This window comes from Priestia sp. FW507-14D1A, assembly GCF_058781295.1.
In genome coordinates, this window is record NZ_JBYSWQ010000016.1 from 1 (window position 1) to 25,929 (window position 25,929).

The following is a 25,929-nucleotide window of genomic DNA, read 5'->3' on the forward strand; positions in this document are numbered from 1 at the left end:
ATTTTTTATACGGTCTCTTAGAGCATTAGTATACATAATAACATAGATGCATCTTCTATCAACAATTTCTTTAGGACCGTCCAATACTACTTGAGGTATTGAAATTGCTTTCCCTGCGCCAGCTTTTCCAATCTAACTTATTTATTCAAATATCAAACTCCTTTTATTTCATCAAAAACGTTCATAAAAGTGCATAAACATATGAAGACGCTCGTAATTTGCTTTAAAACTAAAACGAACGATCAAAGTGATAGATTCCTTATATAAAAGAAAAGTCCGTAAAGGTATACTTTTGCGAACGATATATTCAATTCTATTACAAGACGTTAAAGTAATTATCATAGTAAATAAAATAAAATACATGTACGGACACATAAAAACGCATTAACCCCAACTCTACATGTAGAGTTGGGGTTAATCCACCCATTTCTGTGCTTCGATCAGCGTATCCGTTTCTCACATCAAAAACGGCTACCTTTTTGGTGATTGATGCCGAATTCATAACCGAGATGATTGATTTTTAATCTGTCCGATTCATACTTTATCTTCCGTAATAAATTCTTCGACTCGATCTCTTTTGGTGTACATGTCATACCAAATGTCGGCGATTTTGTCTTGAACTCCCGAATTCGGCTGCATCCAGATTCCGATTGAAATGTGCCCTGCATAAATACCTTTGTCCTTTAATTCACTATTTAAATTGAAGATATAATTACGAAGACCGGAAACTGCAATTCCGACATTGCCCATCATTGGTACTGGATTGACTGCGGCTCCACCTGTCGTAAATAACAGAGCTCCACTTTGTTTATCCAACATATCCGGAAGCACTTCTCGAATACTCGATATCGCACCTAAAACGTTGAATTGAAATTGGTATAGCGCATTTTCTTCTGTTACATCTAATGCGTTTGTTACTGTATCGATACTTGGAGTTGGACTGTATTCAACCACATCAATAAATCCGTATTTCTCTTTGATCGTTGTGAAAGCTAAACTAATTTGATCTTTATTTAATATATCAGCTTGAAATGATGCTGCTTCAATGCCTAATTGTTCTAGTTCAATAACCAGTTGGTTCAACTTTTCTTCATTACGGGCTATAAGCGCTACACGAAATCCGTTTTTTCCGAACTTCTTCGCAATAGACATTCCTAATCCTGGTCCTGCCCCAACAATTACAATATTTTTCATAATATAATTCCCTCCATAACTTCTTAGCTAATTCTTTTTTCTAAGAGAGTTCATTTGTTACAATAGGTACTACTTTATTTATTAAGAACCAATCGTATTTTCAATCTTTTGGGTATGATTCTGAATGGTCACAACAATTTACTTGATCAAAAACCCTTCCACAAAAACATGTGTTATTTAAGCAACGCGCGTTGTATAGTTGATGATAAGATGAAAAAGAACTATTAACAACCACCAAAATGGCTAATATGTTGTTTACACAACACTTCTATTGAATTGTCGTTTTTAAACACCATTGTGTAGCCTAAAAAGGAGAAGAAAAAATTGATTATGCCAAAAAAAGATCCGAGAATACTTCGTACAAGACAATTGATTGTAGACTCTTTTATCTCGTTAGCTAGTGAAAAAGATTTCAACAATATAACGGTACGTGATATCACTGAAAAGGCTACTATTAACCGCGCTACATTTTATGCGCACTTTGACGATAAATTTGATTTATTACATTCCACCATCACCAATACTTTTACAGACAAATTGAAAAAAGGACTAAATGGTCACGAGGAATTCAATGAAGAAGTCATTGCAAATATTTTTCTAGCCATGTGTGATCACCATAAAGAGTTAAGTGACTTATGTCCTAAAGGTTACAATTCTTTAGGAACTATTATAGAAAGTAAAATTAAAGAAGAGTTACAAAAGCTAATAGCTGATCTTGTGCTAAAAGGCACTAAAAATACCATTGTATTAGAGGACAAACAATTGGTAACGACCCTATCTACTATACTGAGTTGGAGTATATACGGAGCTACATACTCATGGAATAAAGATGGAAGACCTATTTCACCAGAAGAGCTAGTGACTAAGACCCTACCTATATTTAAAAATGGCATGAGTAAGTATTTCTTTTAATGAAACTTATATTAAATATCAATTCTTTTTGGGGTTCAGTCTCCATATAGACTATATTTTACCGTACAGGCATATGAATAAAAGGTGCACTTTTTATTCATCCACCTCCCACTTAGGTATCGAGTAAATGTCGTCATATCAAGGATGTATAAAAAGCTGAATACTCCGGAAAAAGAACCCTTGGCAGAACCATTCTGCGATAAGGGTTCTTTTTTTGTATGTCTTCCGGAAAGAGTGTTTATGTTAACTAAAATCATATACAGTTTAAAATTAGAAAAAACTCCCTCCAATAAATAGGGAGTTTTTCTACAGGTTAATGAGATTTAGATCGAAGATAATTCTCAGCAACTTGAGTAGTTTGTTCATAATAAAAAGAGATATTCGTGGTTTAGGCTACTTGTGCCTAAATCATGAATATGTTGACCAAATTATATATTTAAAATAAATTTTTAACCAATAAGAATCTTTTCTTCTGCATACCTAATTTTAGATTGTTTGTTTGAACGAATCGCAAGTACAAAGCCAATGGTAAGAGGTCCCACTCTGCCAATAAACATCATAATTGTAATCAGAATTCGGCCTATAGGACTTAAATCTCCTGTAAAGTTAGCACTTAATCCAACTGTTCCAGAAGCAGAGAACGTTTCAAACAAAAGGGTAGACATATCTATACCTTTTTCTGTGATTGTGAGTAGAAAGAAAATAATAGAAACAAAAATAATGCCAGAAGTAGCAATAGAAAAAGCTCTATACACAAGCGATTTAGGAATTCGGCGTCGAAAAACATTAATCTCTTCTTTATTTGTCAATACTGACCATAAAGCAAACAATATTAAGACAAACGTAGTTATTTTAATTCCACCGCCTGTTGAACCTGGAGCCGCTCCAATAAACATAAGACCCATCATATACACTTTTGAAGGCAATGTGAGCGCCCCTATATCCAAGGTATTAAAACCAGCAGTACGAGGAACTACACCCTGAAAGTAAGCTGCCCACCATTTATCCCCCATGCTTAATTGACCTAAAGTATGAGAGTTATGATATTCTAGAGTAAAAATAATGAGTGTACTCACGGCATTTAGTAGGATAGTTGAAACTAATACAATTTTAGTGTGAAGAGAAAACTTTCTTATGTTTCGTTTCTGAAAAATGTCTGCAATGACAAAAAATCCAGTCCCTCCTATTATGAAAAGTAACGTAATCATAATATTTACGGTTGGATCTCCTACCCATTTGCTTAAATTATCTGGTTCCAAACCAAATCCTGCATTATTAAAAGCAGAGATAGAATGGAATATGCCATAATAAATAGCCTTTCCCCAGCTCATTTCTCGGGACCAACGAATAGCTAGGATAAGCGCTCCTATACCTTCCACAGCCAATGTAATTAGCACAACACGTTGGACTAATGCAATAACGCCTTGTAGCGAAAAAGCATTTAGAGATTCCTTAAGTATTAATCTTTGTTGTAATCCTATTTTTTTACCCAGTACAATAAACATGAGTATACCAATAGTCATGAATCCCCAGCCACCAACTTGAATGAGCACAAGCAAAATGAGCTGTCCAAATAAAGTAAATGTTGTCCCCGTATCTACCACGGCTAGGCCTGTTACACATACAGCAGAAGTGGCTTCAAAAAGAGCATCAATAAAGCTTAGATGATGTCTATCGCTTGTAGCAGCAGGAATCATTAATAAGCCGGTGCCGAGCAATATTAATCCTAAAAACCCCACGAACAAGATACTTGCAGGTTCCAGATGCTTCACTTTATGTTTTTTACGCGGCTTAGAAATTATCATATTCTATTTCCCTTCAAAATGTTTTGATTAAAGATTTATTATATATCATACCCATTTATTTCAAAAGATGGTCATTACTTTTATTACCTTCCTATCTTCCCAGAAAGTACGTTACATTAAGTAAATAATAAAGTATCTAATGTTAATATACTTTAAATAAGATAAAATTTATTAAAAACAAAAAGATCACATCTTCTATGTAAAGGAGTAAAATAACAAACTAAATTATAAAAAGAATAGTTTTATAAGGCTCTGTTAAACTTTATTGTTGATTTTTTGAATAAAGAAAAACACTATATGGAATAAAACATAGTGTCCTTGTTTCTTATTGTTGATTATCAGCTTGGCGATTCTAACAATTCATCTATTATCTTTAATTGCCTTACCCTTTCCTTTGTTGAGGAATCTAAGGAGTTATGTGTTAAAAGATTTGTTACCTTTATTGCGTAGTCACTGCTAACCATTGCCTGTCTTCTCATATGTCCTGTTGCTATGGCTTGGGCAAATGAACGTGCAGAATATTTACTAACGTCAGATTTGGAGTCTTTAGCCAATTCATTTACAATAAATCCAACTTTTCGTAAATCAAAAGCTCTAATACTTTCTTCTATTCGTTTTTGCAAAGTTTCTATTCTCAAATTTATACATAGTTCATCTTTTAAATGGTCATTGAGAAAATCTAACCCTTTTTATTGTCCTAAATCATCCATGCTATCAGGTAAATAAAGTCACGCTATAACAAACCTAACCTTTTTAATGTAGCAACCAACGGGGGGTATTTTCTATTTGTAGAAAATACCTTTTATTTTTATAATCCTGTTGATACACGTGCATATCCAATAAACACCTATTATCACTTTTCTTATTTTTGTCTTATCCGATTGTAGTATAAAATAGACTAAGAAAGGTTATTGAACACAGAATACTGTACAGAGTTTTATTACAAACAAAATACTAAAAATCGACTTTTCCCACTTAGAATGTAGCGTGTTCAGAAACGGATAAAAAACCAATTATTTTTCATAAAGCTCTAACAAGCGTTTGTGTATCCAAATAGCGGCTTGTAAACCTTCTCCCATCGCTACCGTAACTTGTTCAGAATGAGCCACAATGTCTCCTGCTGCCCACACGTTTGAAACATTTGTTTCTTTTGTACGCGGATTTACGATAGTGTGCTGATTTTCTAGGAGTTCTACTCCGAGCCCATGCGCTAATTCTGTTCGAACTTTATTTCCTCCGAACGCTAAAAAACCTCTTTCTCCATAGATAAATTCATTGTCTTCGAGGATGACTCCTTTTAACCTTTCTGCTTCAGTTATGACTTTTTTTATGGCCCCTTCTTTATAGGTAATTCCTTTTTGCATCAAGGTATCTGCTAAAGGTCCAATTTCTTTTTTGTCGTGATTAATGTATGTAATGTCATTTGTCCAATATGTTAACGTAAGAGATAAACTGGCTCCTGCTTTTCCTGACCCTAGTACTAATACCCTTCTATTATTTACTTCATACCCATCACAGTCGGGACATACATATACGGTTGTTCCCATGCACGGATATAGCTCTTGCTGAAGTTCAGGCGGAATCCGATCTACTACTCCCGTCGCAAGCAGTAAAGTAGCTGCTTCGTAGTTCGCAGAGTTTGTAATGACGTTAAACTCTTCTATTTCTTTTTCACACTGAAGGACCCGCTCTTCTGCAAATTGAATGCCGTAGCTTTTTGCTTGCTGCCTTCCCGTTTCTCTTAAAGTTTGACCGCTTATTCCCTCTGGCCACCCCAATATATTTTGATAATTTTTGCAAAGATTGGAACGTCCATCGTTTGAATCAATAACCAATACACTACGCTTATATCTTCCAAGCTGAATAGCAGCTTGAAGTCCTGCAATTCCTCCACCTATAATGACACAGTCATACTTGTCTGCCACAGCACATCACCCCAGCTTTTACTATTTTTAAACGAAAGCTTCAGTTTTTCATTATCTGTTCTTCTATTATTTTTATACGCTTTACTGTCTTTATTTTTTGAAGTCATTCTATATACAAAAAAACCGCCTCGGCAGCTGACCTGCTTAGAGACGGTTTTTTATAAAATGAAAAGAGACGATATTACTCATTTTTCTTTCCTGCTTCTTTTTCATTAATTTTAATAATCAGCTCTTCTTTATATACTTCACTATCTTTCCCGTAGCGTAGACGGCTATGACAGTTGGGACATAGTGCCGCAGCGTCCTTTGGCTTAGCGAGCCCGCCCTCTGACAGCTTTGAAAGATAATACATTTGCAAAAAGGAGCTTCCATCTTTTGCGATAAACGGCGCGCTTTCTCCGCAGGCTTCACAAATACCAGCTGCGCGTTTGTAAACATATTGTTTAAGAGCTGCGGTTTGCTCATAAATATTTGTCTTTTTGTCTTCCCCTAGCGCTATGTGACAAAGTTGTTCAGTTGAGTAAGCTGAAACATCCAGCTTTGCTGCTTTTTCCTCCATCACAGGATTTCGTTCAAGTTCAAAAATAATGGCTTCACGAAGCTCTCCGTCTGAGTCCCACATAATTTCTAATTGATGATTAATATACGTCACTTCATCAATAAACTCGACTACTCCCGGCTCCACGTAGTGAAACAAGTAAACGGCTTTTCCTGATAAAAAATGTTCACGAAGCGCTTTATTGCCTTTAATGAGCTGCATTGATCCTCTTTGACCTTCTCCGGTATAGAAAAAAGAGGTCTTATCTCTATTCCATCCGTGTCCTGTTCCGTATTCACTTCCGCTTTCTTTTGTGAAAATAAAAATATATGGATGCGCTTTCGGCGTTGATATTTCACTTTGTTCCTGTCCTTTATAAAGCTTATGAATTTGTTTTCTGCGATAACGATGTCCTTTTTGAAAGAAATCTCCGCGCTGTAAATCCGTAATCAATGAATTGCCTCCTACTGCGGTCCTGCTTTTATAGTACTTATAGCTCTACTATACACTAATTTTTGTTTTCTTTGCAGATCGTTTCTTCTATCTATTGGATTTATATCATACAAAAAAAGCAGCTGTATGGGCAGCTGCTTTTTTGCTATAGTCAATTTTGCACGGTATAGTCTTCTCCTAGCCATTTTGTGCTGAGTTTTTTTAATGTACCGTCTTTTTTCAGCTTTTTAATCGCCTGATCGACTTCCGACTTTAACTTTTCGTCTTTTTTGTTAAACATAAAATATACTTTTGAATTAATCACGATGTCTCCAACCTTTTTTTGCTGAAATTTCAGCGCTTGATTGCTAAAGTCGATGGAAAATGGTGTTGCAAGCGTAGCATCTGCCCGGCCTGTTTTTAATTGAGTAGTAGCATCATCCGCACCTTGACCGGCATAAACTACATCGATTTTATTGCCGTGTTTTTGATTGTATTTGTCTAGATAAACTGCCGCATTGCTTGTAGCTCCTACAATCATTTTTTTACCTTCTAAATCTTTTAATGAATGAATATCATTTCGATTTTTAGGAACTGTTACATAAAGCGGAGAATAATTATATGTTTCATCATTAAATAAAAACTTTTTCTTTCGCTCAGCGTTCTGAGCCATGTTATGAGCAATCATATCAATTTTATTACTTTCTAAGCTGAGAAGCAGATTTGAAAATTCCATCGTTTTAAATTCAAATTTATAATCCTTTAGCTCTTTGTCGATTGCTCTTACTACTTCTACATCATAGCCGGTCAGTTTGCCTTTATCATCGATAAAGCAAATATTAGGAAACTGAGTGCCTGTTCCAACCACAATCGTTTGAACATCTTTTTCTTTCTTTTCTCCTGCACTTGAAGATGCGTTTGTTCCGCATCCTGCCACGCTCACAGCTACTACAATTGAAAGTAAAAACAGCCAATATTTTTTCATACGTTCCTCCCCTAAATCCCTATATTATGTAATAAAAAGAGGCTCTTGAGGAAGCAGCTGCTTCCTCAAGAGCCTCTGGTTAACCAGTGGGCTTACTTCGTGTAAGATTATTCACATCATAATACTAGTTAACCGATAAATCAAGTAGGTTTTTAGAAAAAGATTATCTTGACAGCTTGGTATCTACCGCTTAAGATACAACTAATAAAACATTGAAACTACATATCTACCAGTCAACTGGAGGCAAATGGACACGATAATGCGTGTACGTTTGCTTTTTTTATTTTCGTCCACCATTTTATCTTTTGGAGGTAAAACGTATGAAATTTGCTTTATTTAGTCTTATTCAAAACATCCCGAACCCGGTTACTGGAGAAACATTCACTGCTCAAGAAAAGTTTCAGCATGTGTTAAATCAAGCAGTGCTGGCAGAAAAGTTAGGTTTTGATGCTTACGGAGTCGGCGAAAGACACGGAACTCCTTTTTTGTCTTCTTCTCCTCCTGTTGTTTTAAGTGCAATTGCGGCTAAAACGTCACACATCCGTCTCCTTACGACCGTTACCGTTCTAAGCATTTTAGACCCTGTACGAGTAGCTGAAGATTATGCAACGCTTGATCACCTATCGGGTGGACGCCTTGAACTGATTATCGGAAAAGGCAATGACCCGCGTCATTATCCGCTTTTTGGTATTACAGAAGAAGAACAATGGGAATCTCTTGCTGAAAGATACGCTCTTTTAAAACAGCTTTGGACAGAAGAAAATGTCACGTGGAGCGGCCGTTATCGTTCGCCTTTGACAAACGTTACGACTCAGCCTCGTCCGTTTCAAACTTCTATTCCCGTTTGGCATGGAAGCGCGTCAAGCCCGCTGTCTACAGAACTGGCGGCTAAATACGGAGAGCCTCTATTTTCATCTAATTCCTTCCATCCTCAGGCTAAATATAAAGCGCTGATTGACCACTACCGCGAACGTTTGGCTTATTATGGCCATGACCCACGCAAGGCCATCGTCGGTTCGGGGGCGAGTAGCCTCTATATTTCTAATACAGGGGAAGAAGCGATTCGCCGCTATCGCCCGTATTATAACGCCTTTAGCAATACAGAAGCAGCCAAACATAATCAATCGCCGTTCACGTCACTAGAAGATATCGTTCAACATGGTCCTGCTTTAGTAGGAAGCCCTGAGCAAATCATTGAAAAAATAATAGACTATCACCATGCTTATGGAAACGAAGTGCTGAGCATCAGCGTAGACGGTCTAAGCGAAGCAGAGCAGCTCGAACAGCTAGAGCGTTTTGCAGATGATATTGCACCTGTTCTTCGAAAAGAACTTCCCAGCAGCGTGTGGGAAAATAAAAAAAAGAAAACTCCTTTTTAACAGGAGTTTTCTTTTTAGCTAAAAATAATTTGGCTATTAGTTTATCAACTTTTAAACTAATAAACTACTCTGGTTAAGATGCCTGCGTGTCTGTATTGTAAATATTGGCTGTTACTTCGCTTCTTTGGCAAAGTAAGATGAGCAGCCAAATACCTCCGATAACTGGAACAAAGTTAATTAAATACCACCAGCCGCTTCTTCCTGTATCATGCAGCCGGCGAATAGTAACGGCAAGTGAAGGCAAAATCATTGCTGCTGCGTATAACCATATTAAAATAGGTGCAAAGACTGTAAGTGAATCAATGAAAATAAATATAAATGGAACAAGCGCAAAGATATAACTAAACAATGTAAACATCCAATACTCCGTACGCGTTGCTCTTCCTCGAAACGTTGCATAATTTTTTAACGCTTTTATATACCAGTGCATTTTTAAACCCTCTCTTTATTTATTAAATTAAATTATCTAATCGTTTAAGTCCTACGCAACTTTATTAGGTACATCAAAACGATTTAGCTGCGACTCACTTCCTAGACAAAGAAGAATTAACAACCAGATACTTCCGATAACTGGAATGATACTAATGAGCTGCCACCAACCGCTTCTTCCAGTGTCTTGCAATCGGCGTGCTGTCACAGCCAGTGATGGAATGAAGACTGCCACAACGTAAATGGTAAGCAAAAACGTAGGCTTCTCTGTCATAAATTCAATAGCTGAAAGCACACACGAAATAATAAAATTAAATAAGACAAACATCCAATACTCTTTACGCGTTGCTCTTCCTTGAAACGTTGCATAGTTTTTTAGTGCATGTAAATACCACTTCATATAAAAACCTCCTTTTTAAACCGAATTTTGTAAGACAAGCTTACTAGCAGTAATTACCTTAGAATACAAAAATTAATTTCATATCCTATTTTTAAAAAAATCCCAAATGGTAATATAGATATAGGAGAGAGATGGATAATAGTTAGTAATAAACACCCAAAGTTTTCAGATCAAAAAAACCATTTTATACCTAAAATTACTTTTAATTAATAAAATGTTCTTTTATAGAAAAAACTGTCATGTTGATAAACACGGCAGGCTCTATCTTTACTTACGTGCGGTAAAAGTAAGGTCCACATGAGCTTTCATGGGTAATCACGTAAGTCCACGTGAAGTTTTTATCAACCACATATAAATCTTCTAAATACATGTTTGTATTTTCACTTAAATCAGCGCTTGTTAGATGCTTACATTTAGATAGCTGCAGCACTCGTTCATCATGCTCAAATAACAAATAACAGTCGTTCTTAACTTGGTGCTCAAACGCTTGAACCGCTTGTTCTCCTTGTAAACAAGGTAGCTTTTCATAGCTAAACGCATGCCATAAAAATTGGTCCATATAAATTTTCTTTTTTTGCGATGCGCTTAAAGCATTTGCAAATTCATTTTCCCATCTCTTTCGAAAGAGTTCACCTTGATTCGATAACTTTTTAACAAACATTCCTTTTTTCTTTAACGCATCTTTCATTTTCACTGTGCTTTTCCATCCTTTATCCTGTATTCATTTCTTTTTATCGGCTTCTTAGCTTATTTGTCCACTAGTACCCTTGCGTTAGATTCTTTGCTTTTTGACCAAATTCACTTTATAAAACGTAGGCTTTAACGTGCACAAAAACAATACAATTGTACTTAAAAGCATAATCAGGCTTCCACCAATTACAGCTCCTTGAATCGAAAAGATGTGCGCAGCCATGCCGCATAAAAAAGTCATGATAATGATCAGAAATGACTCAAGCAGTCCATAGATACTTCCTACTCGACCCATCATGTCAACGGGAATGCTATTTTGATAAAAGGTTTGAAAACCAGCACTTGCAAAAGCTAACGCAAAGGATAAGCTGAAAAATCCTGCTCCGATAGTTTGAAAAGAAGACGAACACGCATACAGCAAATAGCCAAGCGATACTCCTACACTGCCGGCGCCTATGAGAAAGTTCGTTGACAGCTTCTTAGCAAACAGTGTATTCACAACTGCGCCAATCATAATGCCTGCACCTGCTATGCTCACTAAAAACCCGTACTCGCTTTCGGACAAATGAATGAATTTTGTTGCAAATGAAACTTCAAGAGAATCAATTGCCGTGGCCATGACCATCAAGAAACTGAATAATACATAAATGGTTATAATGTATCTGTTGGCTCTACTGAAACGAAACACCGCTTTCCAGTCTTCTCTAATGGTGTTTACAGACAGCTTATTTTCTTTAACTTCTGTTTTTGTATCCAGGTTTGGCATAAACAAAGTAACTCCCCCTGACAATAGCAGCGCTGCAGCATTGGCATAGATAGCAAACGCAGGCGTTCCAATCATAAATAGCGCACCTGCTGCGGCTGGTCCAATAAGAAAACCGCCTGAGTCAATCAAACTGCGCAGCGAATTAAATCTTTGTCGTTTTTCACGTGGAATAAGCTTTGTGATATAAACCATCGATGCCGGCCGAAACATTGAACTTGCCATACTGATGATAAATACCAGCACATAAATGATCAGTATGGATGAGAAAAACGGAAGGCAAGCAATAATTCCAGCGCGCGTCCAATCTAAAACCATCATAAGCTTCCGTTTGTTCATGCGGTCAATTAAGCTTCCAGACCATATATTTGTACATAGCGCAGCAAGCGGCTTTATCATGTATAGCCCTGAAACCGCAAGCGGCGAATTCGTCATATCAAGCATCATTACATTTAAAGCAATTAAATAAATCCAGTCGCCGATATTGCTAGTACCAATTCCAAACAGCAATAAACACGGGTATTTCCAAGACAACAGCTTACTTTTCATAAAAGAAAGGCCTCCGCTTCACTATTGATTTCGGTCAATAAAAAAATCCCACCCCCAAGACATGTGTCTTAGGGGCGAGATTATGAATCGCGGTGCCACCCTAGTTTGTTCATATGTCGCCATATAAACCTTATCGAGTACGGCTTTCGCTTATACTCTAGCTTTGTAACGGAAGCAGCCGTCGCACTATCACGTTAGATCCAATGCGCTGCTCAGAGGCTTGTTTCAACAGCGTTTCTCTTGCTCCTTTTCAGCTTCCGGAGCTCTCTGCTAAGAATACGCGCTGGCTACTTTTCTCTTCACGGCATTTAATTTCTAACATCTTACCATTATTATCTATTTTTTGTAAATACTTTATTTCAAAATCATTTTTTGCGGCTGAGAAAAGAATAGTCGATACCCTAGATATACGAAATAAATGATGGACGCCACCAGCACGATTCCCCACATATTGTACATATCCTTATTTCCCCATACGCCTGTTAGTGAAAACAGCGCTGGAATCGTCAACGTCACCCACGACTGGACAATCGCCACTTTCCCAACATATGCAGATACATCTTTTTTGCTCGTATTAAGCACATAAAATAAAAACCATAAAAACGACCAAAGAATCCATGTGATGGCGTTCACTACGTCATGATAATGAACAAGAGAAACGGTCACGTACACTAAAGCGATAATCGATACCCAAAGCGAGTAATAGCCAAGTCCTGTTCCCTGCATTCCTTTTAATACCGTCACGCCTACATATAAATACGTAAGACCAAATAAAAAAATCGCCGTTCTTTCGTACAAAATCCAGTTGCTTTGATCTGACGTAATAATTAAATAAAACGGAACAATAACTTGAAAAGCTCCAACAAACAAGTTAAATACGCCTACGTTTTTTTCATCTGCTTTCCCAAGCAGCATAAGGCCATTTAAAAATAACGCTGCACCTGACAGCAACAGTCCAATTTGATCCATTTTTCAGTAAGAAAAGCCCCCAGCTTTTCTTGTCCTCCTCTGCGTCTATGTTTTTTTTTAGGATGTACGGAGTTGTGGTTTACATGTAAAAAAGAAAAAGCAATTCCTTTTAAAAAGGAAACTGCTTTTCTTTCTGTTTCTATTACACTTATAAAATAAAGCTGACAACAATTGCTGACAGTACGCTTACAAGCGTAGCTCCGTACAGTAAACGAAGACCAAAGCGCGCTACTGTATTTCCTTGCTTTTCGCTTAAGCCTTTAACAGCTCCTGACACGATTCCAATTGATGAGAAGTTAGCAAATGATACTAAGAATACAGATACAATTCCAAGCGTTTTAGCACTGAATGTTGAAGCCATATCCGACAGACTCATCATTGCCACAAATTCATTTGTTACAAGTTTTGTTGCCATAATTCCACCCGCTGCCACAACTTCTGAAGCAGGAACACCCATGATGAATGCAAACGGTGCAAACACATAGCCAAGCAAATGCTGGAACGATAGACCAAATAACATTTCAAACACGTTATCAATCGCAGCCATCAGCGCAACGAAACCAATTAGCATCGCACCTACGATAATCGCTACTTTAAATCCATCCATAATGTATTCGCCAAGCATTTCGAAGAACGTTTGTTTATGACCAGTTTGTACTTCTAAAATATCTTCTTGATCCGTTACTGTGTAAGGGTTAATAATAGAAGAAATAATAAATCCGCCAAATAAGTTAATAACGATCGCTGTTACTACATATTTTGGTTCAATCATTGTCATATAAGCACCGACAATAGACATTGAAACCGTCGACATAGCTGATGCACAAAGCGTATATAAACGATTTGGCGGCAGTTTGTCTAGTTGCTTTTTAACGGTAATAAATACTTCTGACTGACCTACAATCGCAGAAGCTACTGCGTTATAAGACTCTAATTTTCCCATTCCGTTAATCTTGCTGAGAACTAAGCCAATCCATTTCATAATGAACGGAAGGATTTTAAAGTGCTGTAAAATCCCAATCAAGACAGAGATAAAAACGATAGGAAGCAGCACGTTTAAGAAAAACGGCATTGATCCTTTGTTCGCGATTCCGCCAAATACGAACTCTACGCCTTCATTTGCGTATGAAAGCAGCTTTCCAAAAACGCTGGCAATCGCATTGATAATAATCAAGCCAAACTTTGTATTCAGAAGTAAAGCTGATAAAAGAACTTGAATGACAACCATAATAACGATTGGTTTATATTTGATTTCTTTACGGTTATTACTTGCAAGATACGCTAATCCAAAGACAACGAGTAACCCTAAGATGCCAATTAAATATTTCATAGTATCCTCCACTGCTTACTTATTTTTGTAAGTCTTTTGATGAAAAATAGCCTGGTAAGATTTCGTTGATGTTGGTAATCACAAAATCTCCTTTTAGGTTTGCTAAGATAATTTGTGTGTGATCATCACAGAACTCAGCTAATACTTGTCTGCATGCGCCGCAAGGAGAAATTGGGCCGTCCGTATCTCCTACAACTGCAATAGCTGAAAACTGCTTGTCCCCTTCTGAAACAGCTTTAAAAATAGCCGTTCGCTCAGCGCAGTTCGTCAATCCATAGGAAGCGTTTTCAATATTGCATCCACGATAAATCTTCCCATCGGTTGTTAAAAGAGCTGCACCAACATGGAATTGAGAATATGGTACATGTGCTTGTTTGCTTGCTGCGATTGCTTCATCTATTAATTGTTTTGGCTCCACCGTCATCATCCTTTGCTTAGTTTACAGCAGGTTAGCTAGTACTAACCTGCTGTCATTTATTAATAATTAGAGTTGCTTAATTGACCTTTTGCAATTGATACGCCAGAGCTTGCACCAATACGTGTTGCACCAGCTTCAATCATTGCTTTTGCATCTTCTAAGCCTCGAACGCCGCCAGAAGCTTTTACACCTACATCTGGTCCAACCGTTTTTCTCATAAGCGCTACGTCTTCTACCGTTGCGCCTCCTGTAGAGAAGCCCGTTGAAGTTTTAACAAAATCAGCTCCAGCTTTTACAGCTAGCTCAGAAACTTTTGCTTTTTCTTCGTCTGTTAAAAGAGCTGTTTCAATAATTACTTTTACTAGCGCTTTGCCTTTTGCAGCATCTACTACTGCTTGAATGTCGCTTTGCACTAAGTCATAGTTTTTATCTTTTAACGCGCCGATGTTGATTACCATATCTACTTCATCTGCACCGTTTTCGATTGCATTTGTTGTTTCGAATGCTTTTACTGCTGAAGTAGTAGCTCCAAGAGGGAAGCCGATTACCGTACATACTTTCACTTCTGGAGCATCTTTTAATAACTCAGCTGCTTTTTTTACCCACGTTGGATTTACACAAACTGAAGCGAATGAATATTCTTTTGCTTCTTGTGCTAAAACCGTAATTTGCTCTTCTGTTGCATCTGCTTTTAATAATGTATGATCAATAATACCCGTAATGTTTTGACTCATTTTGTTCTTCCTCTCTGTCTCTTAATGAATTTCTTTATAAATTAACGTTGGAGCTTCCACTTTTTCAGCGACCGTGCTGTAAGAATCATAAACGATATCCATTACTTCCTGTACATCTTCACTGTTGCTGTGAATTGTAACAAGAGAGTCGCCTTTTTTCACTGAATCGCCAACTTTTTTATTAAGCATGATACCAACTGCTAAGTCGATTTCAGATTCTTTTGTTGCACGTCCTGCACCTAGCTTCATTGCTGCTACGCCGATTTTTTCTGCAACGATTTCTGAAATGTAGCCATCTTCTTTTGCTGGCACTTCAATTTTGTGCGCTGCATCAGGTAATTTAGACGGATCGTCTGCAACAGAAGCGTCTCCGCCTTGTGCGCTTAAGAACGTTTTGAATGATTCTAATGCTTTTCCGTTTTTAATTACTTCTTGAAGCATTACACGCGCTTCATCTAAGCTGCTTGCTTTTTCAGCAAGTACAACCATGTGACTTCCTAATGTTAAGCAAAGCTCTGTTAAATCTTCAGGTCCTTCGCCTTTTAACGTGTCAATCGCTTCTTTCACTTCAAGCGCATTACCCACCGCAAAACCTAGAGGCTGGCTCATATCGGAAATGATTGCTTTTGTGTTTCGTCCTACGCCTTTTCCGATTTCAACCATTGCTTTTGCTAATTCTTCAGCGTCTTCAAGCTTTTTCATAAATGCGCCGTTCCCCGTTTTTACATCGAGGCAAATGGCATCTGCTCCAGCTGCAATTTTCTTACTCATAATTGAGCTTGCAATTAACGGAATCGAATCAACCGTTGCTGTTACATCACGAAGTGCATAAAGTTTTTTATCCGCCGGCGTTAAGTCTCCGCTTTGACCGATAACGGCAATTTTATTTGTATTTACTAAACGAATGAATTCTTCATTTGTAATTTCAACGTGGAAGCCAGGCACTGCTTCAAGTTTATCAATCGTACCGCCAGTGTGTCCTAAGCCACGGCCAGACATTTTGGCAACTGGTACATCAACCGCAGCTACTAAAGGTCCTAATACAAGTGTTGTTGTATCACCTACGCCGCCTGTGCTGTGTTTGTCTACTTTAATACCTTCAATTTTTGATAAGTCGATTTGATCGCCTGATTCAACCATTGCTTGCGTTAAATTTACGCGTTCTTCCTGCGTCATTCCTTGAAAGTAAATCGCCATCGCAAATGCCGATAGCTGATAATCAGGTAAATCCCCTTTTGTATAACCTTCGATAATAAAATCGATTTCAGCTTTATTTAATTCATGTCCATTACGTTTTTTTTCAATTAAGTCAACCATTCTCATGACGTTTTCCCCCTAAAAGTATCTGCATATTGTGCATCCACTAAAACGTTTTCAACAACTTACACCCTTACTATATAATAGCTTTGAACAATTGTAAACAGATATATTTACATTTGTTCAAAAATATTTATAGCCGCTGTTTTAGTGAATAAAAAAAGACTTCCGCACTCGGAAGTCTTCCCTTATTTTTCAGCTTTTATCACAAATGACAACATGATTCGGTACTTATTCTTTACCTTTTTATAAGGAATTAATACGTATGGCTGATCAGGCGGCGTAAATCGTTCAATTCCTTTTTGATTAGCATCCGGAGAGAAATACATTCTTCCCCACCGTTTAATAATATAGCCTGTGGTTCCTTTAGCAATTACCCCGTCTTTTGAGACGTCTGTTTGAAAAGGATACCGGTTTCGCTGCGCCTGCAGAGATGACGCCGAATAAGATACAATATCTTCTACTATTTCGATTCGATGAAGCTTTTGCTCTTGAAAAAACAGCGTTTTCATCTCCCTTACTCTTGTTTATCTAACAAAAAGCGCGCCGTGAACTGATCTGTAACGAGCACATTTGCAAAATTCCCTTGCAGTGCTCCGTAAATGCTGTCAATTTTCTGATCCCCGCCCGCTACTAAAATGGCGTACTCTTTCTTCTTTAGTTCTTCCAGATCAAGTCCAAGCGTCCGTTCATCCAGGCTTTCATTGCAAATTTGTCCATCTTTATCAAAAAAACGTGAACAAATGTCTCCTACTGCTCGCGAGGAAATCATCTCTACATCTTGTTCGGAAAAGTAGCCAAGCTGAAAAAGCAGCGAATCGGTTTTAATGGGTCCCGTAGTAAAGACGGCAATATTGGCTTGTTTGCCTAAATCTAAAATGCGCTTAATATGACGATCCGTTTCCATTGCTTTTTTGACTACCACGTGATCGACAATTACAGGCAAAGGAAGATGCATAGGAGGCGTATTGTATGCCTTTCCAAATAAGTACATAATTTCAGAAGCATACGTGCTCGTTTCCGAATGGCTTACTCCGCCTTTTAACTGCACAACCTGCACGTCATTCACATACTTTTGTTTTAAATCGATGGCCACTTGATAAAGAGTTGTTCCCCACGTCACCCCAATAATATCTCCGTCTTTTACGATGTCATAGAGATAGTCAGCTGCTGCCACGCCTAGATGACTTTTAATAATGTGATTTTCATATTGAGGCACCGGTGTGACGATTGCTTTTTTTAAATTGAATTTTTGTTCAAGTTGAGAAGACAATTTTTCACTATTGATAGATGAATCCACAATTTTAATTTGAACAATGCCTTCTTCTTTTGCTGTTTGCAGCAATCGAGAAACCGTAGGCCTTGATACACCAAGCTTTTTTGCAATTTCACTTTGATTATAATCAAGAATATAATACATCCTTGCCGCTTCAATCACTTTATTAAATTTCTCTTGATCCATCTCCATCGACTTGTTCTCCCCTACCTCATGAATTTCTTATCCCAATTTTACCAAACTTATGTCTTTAGTTTACTTGTTTGGTGAACAAAATTTCAAGAGGGGATTTTGTAACTGGGTTGAAAAGAGAAATACTAAGGAAGGACGGTGACCAATTTAAGATAACAAAACACGGGTCTACACTTCTTCTGTTTCCACTAAATAAATCCGATCATCAAACTTCCCGCGCTCCCTGGCCTTCTCCTCACGCACTTTCTCAAGTTGTTCTGGCGTGGCCCCGTGCACAGCTGCTAGCGCCTGCATAACTTCTAGTAAATCCGCGAGCTCTTCAATTGCCTCCTGATGCGTTTGGGCTTCTACGTACTCTTGAAGTTCTTCTTTTGCCTTTTTCGTCAGCTCATGTTGATATTCCTCTCGCTGGAGCACACGTGATTTGAAGGTTTTTCCGCTTTGTTCAATAACCGTAGGAATTTTATCTCGCACTAGCTTGTTATAAGTAGGCATTATTTTTCCCTCCATCTCTTACCTTTCTAGTAAACTAGTATTTTTCAAATTCTGCTTGATTTCCGTTAAACACATTTAAATCAATAAACGTTTCTTTACCTTTATAGCCGCTTAACCGCCCTTTGTCCGTATACTGCCAAAACGCCCATTTCTTCTGTTCTTCAAGAGTAGGCTTTTTCACAACATCGCGAATCCAAATATCACACTCAGGATATCTGTTTTTAATATACAAGTTATACGCTTTAGGCGTCGTATAAAGAATGACGCGCTTGTCATAATGAGATTCAAGATATTTAATCATGCTAGAAAGCTCCTTGTATACATGTTTCTGAGACGGCAGGCTTTGTTTTTTATCTCCGTAAAATTCTACATCAATCACTGGAGGCAAATCGTTATTTTTAAGAGAGACCGCTTTGATAAAATTAGCCGCTTGTGTGGAACCTTTGCTATCGTAGCTAAAAAAGTGATAAGCTCCGATCCGCATGTTTTTCCGATTTGCTTGTTCCCAGTTTTGTTTAAATAAAGGATCTTGAAATGAACTTCCTTCCGTTGCTTTGATAAAAGCAAACTGAATATCTTGTTTACTCAGCACACTCCAATCAATCTCCCCTTGATAAGAAGATACGTCTACGCCTTTTACATCATAGCGGTTGGCACTTATCGCATTAGGAATTACCCATCCTTTACTCCATAGTAAAAATATAAAGCTTACAAGAGCGACTAATATGAGTCCTACTGTAAAAAGTCTTTTGTTTTTTCGATTGGCTTTGCCTATTATGTTTACCCCCTTTTTTAGAAAATACTTCTAATATCCTAACATAAAAAGGATTTTCCAAAACAATATAGCCTCCAAGTCTGTGGTGTTAAATACAAAAAACCACCTAAAAATCAGGCGGCTTTTCTTTTATGCTGCGTCTTCAGATGGCTCGTTATCTTTGGCTGCTTCTATAAGTAAGAAAATAGCCGTTAAAATATGCATAATCATGCCGACAATTGGAATCCACGCAATAGCAGAACAGACAATTCCCATGATATGCCCTGTCCGAACTTTGTTTGTTTTAATCGAAAATACTAAACCTACGATGTGCAATGCGAGCATTAGAATAAGCGGCGTGTAGGCTAGGCTTATAACCAAGGTGCCGCCTAAGAGGGGAATCCCCCAAAGAGCCTCTAATCCCCCGCTGACCCATTTCAATATACGACTTGTTTTTCCCAATGTATCCTCCCCCTTTGTCTTCAATGTATGCACAGAGGTTTTATTTCTGAACGTTAGCATATGAAAAAAATGGCAAAAATACGTGTACTAAAAATGAATCGATAGTCCCTTATAAAGATACGTTTTTATACGGGACTAGTGTAATAGTGGAAAATGAATGAGAGGAAAAGGCGTGGTTTTACATGTAATAACGAGGAGCTCTTCGTAAAGAGAACGAATGAGATATAAACAAAAAAGCCGAACTCAAAATGTCAGCTCGGCTTTTTCTTATATGATAAATAGAATTATTGTAAAATGTTTTTTGTATTAGTGTTCTCGACTCTTCTCAAATTTTTCAACAGCTTCAAAATCAAGCTCGGCTGATATCCAATCGCCTTTTTCCGGGAATTCTAGATTGCGCACGACTATTTTATTCGGCACCTTTTTTTCCAAAATTTTCGCCTGGCAGTTTTTGTACATAACTACTTCTCGTTCTTTGATATCTGTCCACAACAAGTGCAGAACCCCTTTCAACTTTAAGAAGTTAATATTTCGAAACACTGTTTTACATTCTATTATATTTTTTTTGATTTGTTAATTTATTTGTCTTATTTTTTATAAAAAAATATTAAAAGACATTCCTTCTAATACAATATACCCAAAATATCTTTTAATCCTTAAACATTTATGTTATATTTTAAAAATTGTATTACAAGTTTTTTATTTTTGCAGAAAAAATCAGAACGGCTGATGCGCAAAAAACTTCGCTGGTGTTGTAGCAAGTTTTTTATTTTTGCCTTTCCGCCTACTCTCTTTTCTTTTTTACATATTTATAATGGACATATGGATTCGTCCTAATACGTAGGAAGGCTTGAAAATTCAAAAACATCTCAGCATAAAGTCATGAAGCTATTCCGCTAAAAATACAGTTGAATTTACAAATACTCTACCGAAACAGCCAGCACCCTCTATCCATATAAAAGCTGCCTTCCACTATTTAAGAAACCACAATTTACTCGCTGGGAAGCAATACATACTGATAGAAGTGTTCAGAAACAAAATAAACTTTACTCTTGATATCTTGCTATAAATTGAATAATAACAACACAATTTGAGGTGCCAACAATGAACGTATTAACAAACGCTATAATTATCTTATTAGCTTATTTAATTGGGTCCATTCCTTTTGCTTTAGTGATTGGAAAAGGCTTTTACAAAACCGATGTTCGCAAGCACGGAAGCGGTAACTTAGGAGCCACTAATACCTTTCGCACTTTAGGAAAGAAAGCAGGTATTATAGTATTGATCGGCGATATAGCAAAAGGTTCGCTAGCTGTCTGTTTACCGCTTATGATGAATAGCCACTTGCATATGCTTGTCCCTGGATTTATCGCTATTCTTGGACATAGCTATCCTGTTTTTGCAAAGTTTAAAGGAGGAAAATCTGTAGCGACTGCGGCTGGTGTATTCCTTGCATTTTCACCATTAGCTTTCATTCTAGGAATTCTTGCTTTTTTAATTTCTCTCAAAATTTCTAAATACGTATCCTTATCTTCACCTATTGGCGCATTGGTTGCGTTTTTAGCATCAATTTATGTAGGGGATGTAGTATTAATGGTATTTGCAGCCGTTATTTTTGTTTTCATTACATGGAAGCATATTAAAAACTTCAAACGTATTAAATTAGGTACAGAACCAAAGGTTAATTTTTAAGCGTAATAAAGTTATTTACTATTAATCTTTAAATATTTTTGCCAACAAGGTGTTCATGATTTGAACACCTTGTTTTATTATTTTAATACGTCTCGTCCGAAGATAGACGTAAATTATAAAATTTTTTAGATGAAGCTCTTTTAATTATAGAGTAAATCATCCATTCCGCTACTTCGTGTATCTCATTTTGTAATTTGATATTTCCTATTTAATAACTTAGCATAATAACCTTTTTAATAACTTTGAATAAATAATTGAAACCTTTTCTCTCTTCCAACCGTATACCTATCATGCACGTATTAGTTAAAGGAGGAAGACTTGTGCTAAAACGAATTTCACTGTTTATTTTCGTTAATATTTTAGTATTAATTACAATCACAACGATTACATCTTTATTAGGTGTTCAAAGCTATATGGGAAGCAGCGGTTACGGCGGCCTGCTGGCATTTAGCGTAATTGCCGGCTTCAGCGGCGCGATTATTTCTCTTATGATGTCACGCGTGATGGCAAAGTGGATGATGGGTGTTCAAGTTATTGATGAACGTTCTCCTCAAGGTGAATATGAGCGATTTGTTTTAGAAGAAACGCACCGACTTGCATCTGTTGCAGGATTAAGAAAAATGCCTCAGGTCGGAATTTATCATTCAGCGGAAGTTAACGCTTTTGCAACAGGACCAAGTAAAAGACGCTCGCTTGTTGCCGTTTCAAGCGGAATGCTTGAACGAATGGACCGCGATGCGATCAGCGGCGTTATCGCTCACGAAATAGCGCATATTAAAAGCGGTGATATGGTCACAACTACGCTTCTGCAAGGAGTATTAAATACATTTGTTATTTTCTTCTCTCGTTTAGTAGCCAAAGCGGTGTCAAACTTTGTGCGAGAAGAGTTTGCGATGGTTGTCTATTTCCTTACATCGATTGTATTTGAGATTCTCTTTAGTATCTTAAGCAGCCCAATTATCTTCTGGCATTCAAGAAGACGTGAATTCAAAGCCGATGAGCTTGCAGCTAAACTCGGTGGTAAAGAAAAAATGATTTATGCGTTAGAATCGCTTCGTCATACTACTTCATTAGTAGATGACCGCCAAAAATCAATTGCCGCTTTTAAAATTAGCGGCAAAGAAAAATTCTCACGCTTATTCTCTACTCACCCGCCGCTTGAAAAACGCATTGAGCGCTTGCATTCACTGTAAGCAGACAAAACCAGCTTCTTTAAAGAAGCTGGTTTTTTTATGTTATGACTGAGGAGCAAGCACACGTGCAGCTTCCCACAGCAAGACGCCTTCTTCACTTTTTGTTAATTCAACGTATCCTTCTTTCTCTAAATACGTAAGCTGGCCGTACACTTCTGAGAAAATAAAGTCCGGTGCTTTTTGATACATATCCGGGAAAAAAGCTGCGCTGACTTCAAGCGTTGTTTTCTTTCCTTCCCCCATTGCTTGTAACACGCGCAGCGCCCATTTATGCTGCTTTTGAATACGTTCCATAATTAAAGAATGAATATCACTAAGCGGTTCACCATGTCCGCTATAAATCAAATCAATGTCGTAGTTCAACGTTTTTTCAAGAGACGCCAAGTAGTCCAATAGCGGCTTTGGCTTAGGATTTTGAATGGTCGGCTCTAAATATGGATTTGACGGTACTTTTGGCAAAATATGATCTCCGCCAAACGCGACTTTTTCTTTTCGATTGTAAAACATCAGCTGACTCAAGGAATGTCCCGGCGTTTCAATCACTTCCCACTCACTCGCATACGGAAGTGTATCTCCTTCCTGTAAATACCCGGTTAGCTTCTGCCCTTTAGGTGAATACACTTGAATCGCAGCCGTTGCTTTACGAAGCCATGTATCCATTACATCATCACTAACTCCAAACTCCATAAGAAAATTACGGTATAGCTCATTATGCTGCTGAACAAACTCTTCATCTTGATAAATCCAAGGCTCCACCAGCTTATGACCGTAAACCGGTATATCACTCGGCAGCCATTCTAAAAATCCAGTGTGATCCGGATGCTGATGAGTAAGAATCACTTGTTCAATATCTGTTACTTTATATCCTTCTTTACGAAGCGCCTCATCAAAAACATTCCACGCTTCTTCGGTTTTCATCCCTGCATCAATTAACGTTAACTTGTCTGCTTTTAATAAAAACACATTCACTGGTCCAATTGGAAATGGCGTAGGCAGCTCAATGCGTATTACTTTATGATCTAAACTCATTTTACCAAACCCCTATATCTGCATTCTTTTATATAGTCCATTTACTGCTAACTTCTACCTTTTGTAAAAGTACCCTGAGCATCAATAATTGAATGACTCTTTGTACTCTCACAAACATTCTACATAAACTCATACTATTAATAGTTTAGCAGGTTTGAAGACAAATTGATAAAGGAATGCTTTCCAGTGTACTTATTTAAAGCAAACGAATGATTCATCAATCTAAGAAAGTAAGATAGAATAAAGAGATGGAATGATGATATAAGGAGTATAGTTTATGATTAAAGCAATTTTTCTTTTTAGTTTAGCAGGTCTTGCTGAAATTGGCGGAGGCTATCTGATTTGGCAGTGGCTGCGCGAAGGAGCATCAAGCTGGTTAGGACTTCTGGGCGGTATTGCTTTGGTGCTGTACGGCGTCATTGCTACGTGGCAGTCGTTCCCGGACTTTGGACGTGTATATGCAGCTTACGGCGGTATTTTTATTGTTTTAAGCCTGTTTTGGGCGTGGTGGGTTGATAAAAAAATGCCCGATACATATGATTGGATTGGCGGACTTGTGTGTCTGATTGGCGTAGCCGTTATGCTTTGGCCAAGAAGTTAAGTAATCACACAGAAAGGAGCGCGCTTTCTCCCTTTTTGTAAGAGAAACCAAAATAAAAAGTAGCCTATATATAGGCTACTTTTTATTTATCACTTGTTGAATCTGCCGAAAAAGCCTTTTCTTTTTTCCTTAAACGTATTAGGTCTATGTAAGTTAAATAAGTGTTCGATGCCATTTTCCATCATCTTTTCTAGCAACGCTTCTTGTCCATGCTGGAAATAGTACTCCATTTCTTCTTCATACAAAGGGAGAAGCGTGTGGAAATAGACTGGCCACTCTCCGTCAATTTCTTTTCCATTTTCAAGATACGACATCGTAAATGCCTCTTGGCACTGCGGCAGAGGCGGCACGACCATAACACCACAAAAGCCGCTTTCTGGTGAATACGGTTTAACGTGTAAAGGAAACTTCACCTTTTCACCTGCTAACGTTCGTTCATAAGTATCCACGTAGCGATCCAGCTCTTGATTTGGAAACACCATCCACTGACCAATCCAATTCATATGGTTTATCGCAAAGTTTCCTACTTGATGCATGACTTGTGGAATCCAGCTGTACTTTTCATCTTCAAACGGATCTTGATCTGCATGCATCACCAGTTCAACGTACGCGCTGTCTAATCCAGGGGGTGTCGGCAGGCGAAGCGTACTATAACCATGTGTTGCGACCGTATAAAACGGCACTGATTCTGTAGGAGCCATTTCATAAAAACCTGCCTCTGTCACCTCAGCTGATTCTGCTTCGACACGGCGGATAATGGGCCCATAATATGCTTGTAAGTGAGCTTCCATATCCTCATCGAGTGATTCCCGAACAAATGGATTTACCTCTTCAACTGATGCTTCTTCTTCTTGTGATGACCATACTTCATAGAAAGTAAAACCGGTTAGCCCGTTCTCAAACACTACCTCTCGAAATGCATCAGAAACATAAATTTCTGGAGAGATAATAGGAAAATCTCCTAGACTATGTTCGGTATACTTTATTCGAAAAATTGGCTGTCTCTTTACCTTATCCTCTATAAAGGATAGCTTTTCAAACCCTCCAAAATCATCAGATATTGATTCTGAATAGTTCACACATTCGTTTATCACATTAACAATATTAACAGCGTAGCACTTGTATTCAGGGTGAGTAAGAGGAACAAATTCTACAAACTCAGAAATTAGTTTTTCTAAGCTCTGAACAGCATATCCATCGATAATTGGAGGAGTTGCAAAACCTTTATAAGTTAAAAGGTTATTTAACCCTCCTTTTTCATATGTTTCAACTGGAAGATTTGTTTTACTATGTAGATACTCTCCTTGCTGCAGCAAATTTCTAAATAGTATTTCGTCATCTTCCTTGTTAGCAGCGGCTATTTGCTCACTTTCTAAACTTGTACTTAATTTCCATATTTTCATAAACAACACCTCTAGTTTCTATATAGGAAGTGTATCCATTATAAAATTTCCACTGTTCTATCC

At 37.6% G+C, this 25,929-nt stretch carries 27 protein-coding genes, 1 pseudogene and 1 other annotated feature; of the genes and pseudogenes, 5 read left to right on the forward strand and 23 right to left on the reverse strand.

Features of this window, described 5'->3' with window-relative positions; genetic code table 11:
• Positions 1 to 534: 534 nt before the first annotated feature.
• Positions 535 to 1,194: an SDR family NAD(P)-dependent oxidoreductase gene (locus AC3WJG_RS25540; RefSeq protein WP_028408948.1), complete on the reverse strand. Its 660-nt coding sequence runs from the start codon at positions 1,192 to 1,194 to the stop codon at positions 535 to 537.
• A gap of 330 nt (positions 1,195 to 1,524) precedes the next feature.
• Here AC3WJG_RS25540 and AC3WJG_RS25545 point away from each other — a divergent pair, with 330 nt between their 5' ends.
• Positions 1,525 to 2,106 (forward strand): TetR/AcrR family transcriptional regulator, encoded by a 582-nt coding sequence (locus AC3WJG_RS25545; protein ID WP_337134550.1) that lies wholly within the window; start codon positions 1,525 to 1,527, stop codon positions 2,104 to 2,106.
• A gap of 449 nt (positions 2,107 to 2,555) precedes the next feature.
• Here the strand turns inward: AC3WJG_RS25545 and AC3WJG_RS25550 are convergent, their stop codons facing one another.
• The 5 genes and pseudogenes from AC3WJG_RS25550 to AC3WJG_RS25570 form a co-directional block, all read right to left on the reverse strand.
• The gene (locus AC3WJG_RS25550) at positions 2,556 to 3,911 is read right to left on the reverse strand and encodes a TrkH family potassium uptake protein (RefSeq protein WP_098248261.1); all 1,356 of its coding nucleotides are present in this window, start codon (positions 3,909 to 3,911) and stop codon (positions 2,556 to 2,558) included.
• Positions 3,912 to 4,249: 338 nt separating this feature from the next.
• Positions 4,250 to 4,582, reverse strand: a pseudogene (locus AC3WJG_RS25555) (putative immunity protein); the annotation flags it as partial.
• Between the two features lie 342 nt (positions 4,583 to 4,924).
• On the reverse strand, positions 4,925 to 5,836 hold the full coding sequence (locus tag AC3WJG_RS25560; protein ID WP_102813000.1) for an NAD(P)/FAD-dependent oxidoreductase: 912 nt from the start codon (positions 5,834 to 5,836) through the stop codon (positions 4,925 to 4,927).
• Positions 5,837 to 6,017: 181 nt separating this feature from the next.
• Complete coding sequence (locus AC3WJG_RS25565; RefSeq protein WP_098524675.1) at positions 6,018 to 6,827, reverse strand: HNH endonuclease; 810 nt, start codon at positions 6,825 to 6,827, stop codon at positions 6,018 to 6,020.
• A 151-nt stretch (positions 6,828 to 6,978) separates the two neighbouring features.
• A complete protein-coding gene (locus AC3WJG_RS25570) occupies positions 6,979 to 7,791 on the reverse strand; it encodes an amino acid ABC transporter substrate-binding protein (protein ID WP_102813001.1) in 813 nt (270 codons plus the stop codon).
• Positions 7,792 to 8,111: 320 nt separating this feature from the next.
• On the opposite strand from AC3WJG_RS25570, the gene AC3WJG_RS25575 reads away from it, so the two are divergent.
• On the forward strand, positions 8,112 to 9,170 hold the full coding sequence (locus tag AC3WJG_RS25575) for an LLM class flavin-dependent oxidoreductase (protein ID WP_337134499.1): 1,059 nt from the start codon (positions 8,112 to 8,114) through the stop codon (positions 9,168 to 9,170).
• Positions 9,171 to 9,243: 73 nt separating this feature from the next.
• On the opposite strand, the gene AC3WJG_RS25580 is transcribed toward AC3WJG_RS25575, so the two are convergent.
• The 15 genes from AC3WJG_RS25580 to AC3WJG_RS25650 all read right to left on the reverse strand — a co-directional run bounded on the left by AC3WJG_RS25580 (position 9,244) and on the right by AC3WJG_RS25650 (position 20,443).
• Positions 9,244 to 9,600, reverse strand: coding sequence for a DUF805 domain-containing protein (locus AC3WJG_RS25580; RefSeq protein WP_102813003.1), 357 nt, complete (start codon positions 9,598 to 9,600; stop codon positions 9,244 to 9,246).
• 51 nt (positions 9,601 to 9,651) lie between these two features.
• On the reverse strand, positions 9,652 to 9,999 hold the full coding sequence (locus AC3WJG_RS25585) for a DUF805 domain-containing protein (RefSeq protein WP_102813004.1): 348 nt from the start codon (positions 9,997 to 9,999) through the stop codon (positions 9,652 to 9,654).
• A gap of 271 nt (positions 10,000 to 10,270) precedes the next feature.
• Complete coding sequence (locus AC3WJG_RS25590) at positions 10,271 to 10,693, reverse strand: DUF4275 family protein (protein WP_102813005.1); 423 nt, start codon at positions 10,691 to 10,693, stop codon at positions 10,271 to 10,273.
• A 78-nt stretch (positions 10,694 to 10,771) separates the two neighbouring features.
• Positions 10,772 to 12,001 carry an MFS transporter gene (locus AC3WJG_RS25595; RefSeq protein ID WP_337134501.1) on the reverse strand — a complete coding sequence of 410 codons (1,230 nt, stop codon included), beginning with the start codon at positions 11,999 to 12,001 and terminating at the stop codon, positions 10,772 to 10,774.
• A gap of 67 nt (positions 12,002 to 12,068) precedes the next feature.
• Positions 12,069 to 12,313 (reverse strand) — a binding site (T-box leader).
• A 42-nt stretch (positions 12,314 to 12,355) separates the two neighbouring features.
• Positions 12,356 to 12,970, reverse strand: a complete 615-nt coding sequence (locus AC3WJG_RS25600) for an AmiS/UreI family transporter (RefSeq protein WP_025751370.1) — start codon at positions 12,968 to 12,970, stop codon at positions 12,356 to 12,358.
• A 148-nt stretch (positions 12,971 to 13,118) separates the two neighbouring features.
• Positions 13,119 to 14,300, reverse strand: a complete 1,182-nt coding sequence (locus AC3WJG_RS25605) for a NupC/NupG family nucleoside CNT transporter (protein WP_028408959.1) — start codon at positions 14,298 to 14,300, stop codon at positions 13,119 to 13,121.
• Between the two features lie 19 nt (positions 14,301 to 14,319).
• Positions 14,320 to 14,718 carry a cytidine deaminase gene (locus AC3WJG_RS25610; protein ID WP_028408960.1) on the reverse strand — a complete coding sequence of 133 codons (399 nt, stop codon included), beginning with the start codon at positions 14,716 to 14,718 and terminating at the stop codon, positions 14,320 to 14,322.
• 59 nt (positions 14,719 to 14,777) lie between these two features.
• Entirely contained in the window at positions 14,778 to 15,452 is a 675-nt protein-coding gene (deoC, locus tag AC3WJG_RS25615) for a deoxyribose-phosphate aldolase (protein WP_337134502.1), read from the reverse strand.
• A 21-nt stretch (positions 15,453 to 15,473) separates the two neighbouring features.
• Entirely contained in the window at positions 15,474 to 16,775 is a 1,302-nt protein-coding gene (locus tag AC3WJG_RS25620) for a pyrimidine-nucleoside phosphorylase (protein ID WP_336075672.1), read from the reverse strand.
• A 182-nt stretch (positions 16,776 to 16,957) separates the two neighbouring features.
• Positions 16,958 to 17,281 carry a hypothetical protein gene (locus tag AC3WJG_RS25625; RefSeq protein WP_098248249.1) on the reverse strand — a complete coding sequence of 108 codons (324 nt, stop codon included), beginning with the start codon at positions 17,279 to 17,281 and terminating at the stop codon, positions 16,958 to 16,960.
• A 5-nt stretch (positions 17,282 to 17,286) separates the two neighbouring features.
• Complete coding sequence (gene deoR / locus AC3WJG_RS25630; RefSeq protein WP_183128468.1) at positions 17,287 to 18,231, reverse strand: DNA-binding transcriptional repressor DeoR; 945 nt, start codon at positions 18,229 to 18,231, stop codon at positions 17,287 to 17,289.
• A gap of 174 nt (positions 18,232 to 18,405) precedes the next feature.
• Entirely contained in the window at positions 18,406 to 18,732 is a 327-nt protein-coding gene (locus tag AC3WJG_RS25635) for a pyrophosphohydrolase domain-containing protein (protein ID WP_336075673.1), read from the reverse strand.
• Positions 18,733 to 18,766: 34 nt separating this feature from the next.
• Positions 18,767 to 19,507 carry a GH25 family lysozyme gene (locus AC3WJG_RS25640; protein ID WP_081085332.1) on the reverse strand — a complete coding sequence of 247 codons (741 nt, stop codon included), beginning with the start codon at positions 19,505 to 19,507 and terminating at the stop codon, positions 18,767 to 18,769.
• Positions 19,508 to 19,636: 129 nt separating this feature from the next.
• A complete protein-coding gene (locus AC3WJG_RS25645) occupies positions 19,637 to 19,948 on the reverse strand; it encodes a hypothetical protein (RefSeq protein WP_060747325.1) in 312 nt (103 codons plus the stop codon).
• A gap of 306 nt (positions 19,949 to 20,254) precedes the next feature.
• Complete coding sequence (locus AC3WJG_RS25650; RefSeq protein WP_225049418.1) at positions 20,255 to 20,443, reverse strand: hypothetical protein; 189 nt, start codon at positions 20,441 to 20,443, stop codon at positions 20,255 to 20,257.
• Positions 20,444 to 21,052: 609 nt separating this feature from the next.
• Between AC3WJG_RS25650 and plsY the strand changes: the two genes are divergently transcribed.
• Together plsY and htpX are read left to right on the forward strand one after the other, a co-directional pair.
• A complete protein-coding gene (plsY, locus tag AC3WJG_RS25655; RefSeq protein ID WP_098332896.1) occupies positions 21,053 to 21,640 on the forward strand; it encodes a glycerol-3-phosphate 1-O-acyltransferase PlsY in 588 nt (195 codons plus the stop codon).
• A gap of 320 nt (positions 21,641 to 21,960) precedes the next feature.
• On the forward strand, positions 21,961 to 22,833 hold the full coding sequence (gene htpX, locus AC3WJG_RS25660; RefSeq protein WP_013057489.1) for a protease HtpX: 873 nt from the start codon (positions 21,961 to 21,963) through the stop codon (positions 22,831 to 22,833).
• Between the two features lie 42 nt (positions 22,834 to 22,875).
• Here htpX and AC3WJG_RS25665 read toward each other — a convergent pair whose 3' ends face one another.
• The gene (locus tag AC3WJG_RS25665) at positions 22,876 to 23,862 is read right to left on the reverse strand and encodes an MBL fold metallo-hydrolase (protein ID WP_028408975.1); all 987 of its coding nucleotides are present in this window, start codon (positions 23,860 to 23,862) and stop codon (positions 22,876 to 22,878) included.
• Positions 23,863 to 24,139: 277 nt separating this feature from the next.
• Between AC3WJG_RS25665 and AC3WJG_RS25670 the strand changes: the two genes are divergently transcribed.
• Complete coding sequence (locus AC3WJG_RS25670; RefSeq protein ID WP_060747327.1) at positions 24,140 to 24,463, forward strand: YnfA family protein; 324 nt, start codon at positions 24,140 to 24,142, stop codon at positions 24,461 to 24,463.
• A gap of 89 nt (positions 24,464 to 24,552) precedes the next feature.
• Here the strand turns inward: AC3WJG_RS25670 and AC3WJG_RS25675 are convergent, their stop codons facing one another.
• Positions 24,553 to 25,866 carry a suppressor of fused domain protein gene (locus tag AC3WJG_RS25675; RefSeq protein WP_060746820.1) on the reverse strand — a complete coding sequence of 438 codons (1,314 nt, stop codon included), beginning with the start codon at positions 25,864 to 25,866 and terminating at the stop codon, positions 24,553 to 24,555.
• Positions 25,867 to 25,929: the final 63 nt, after the last annotated feature.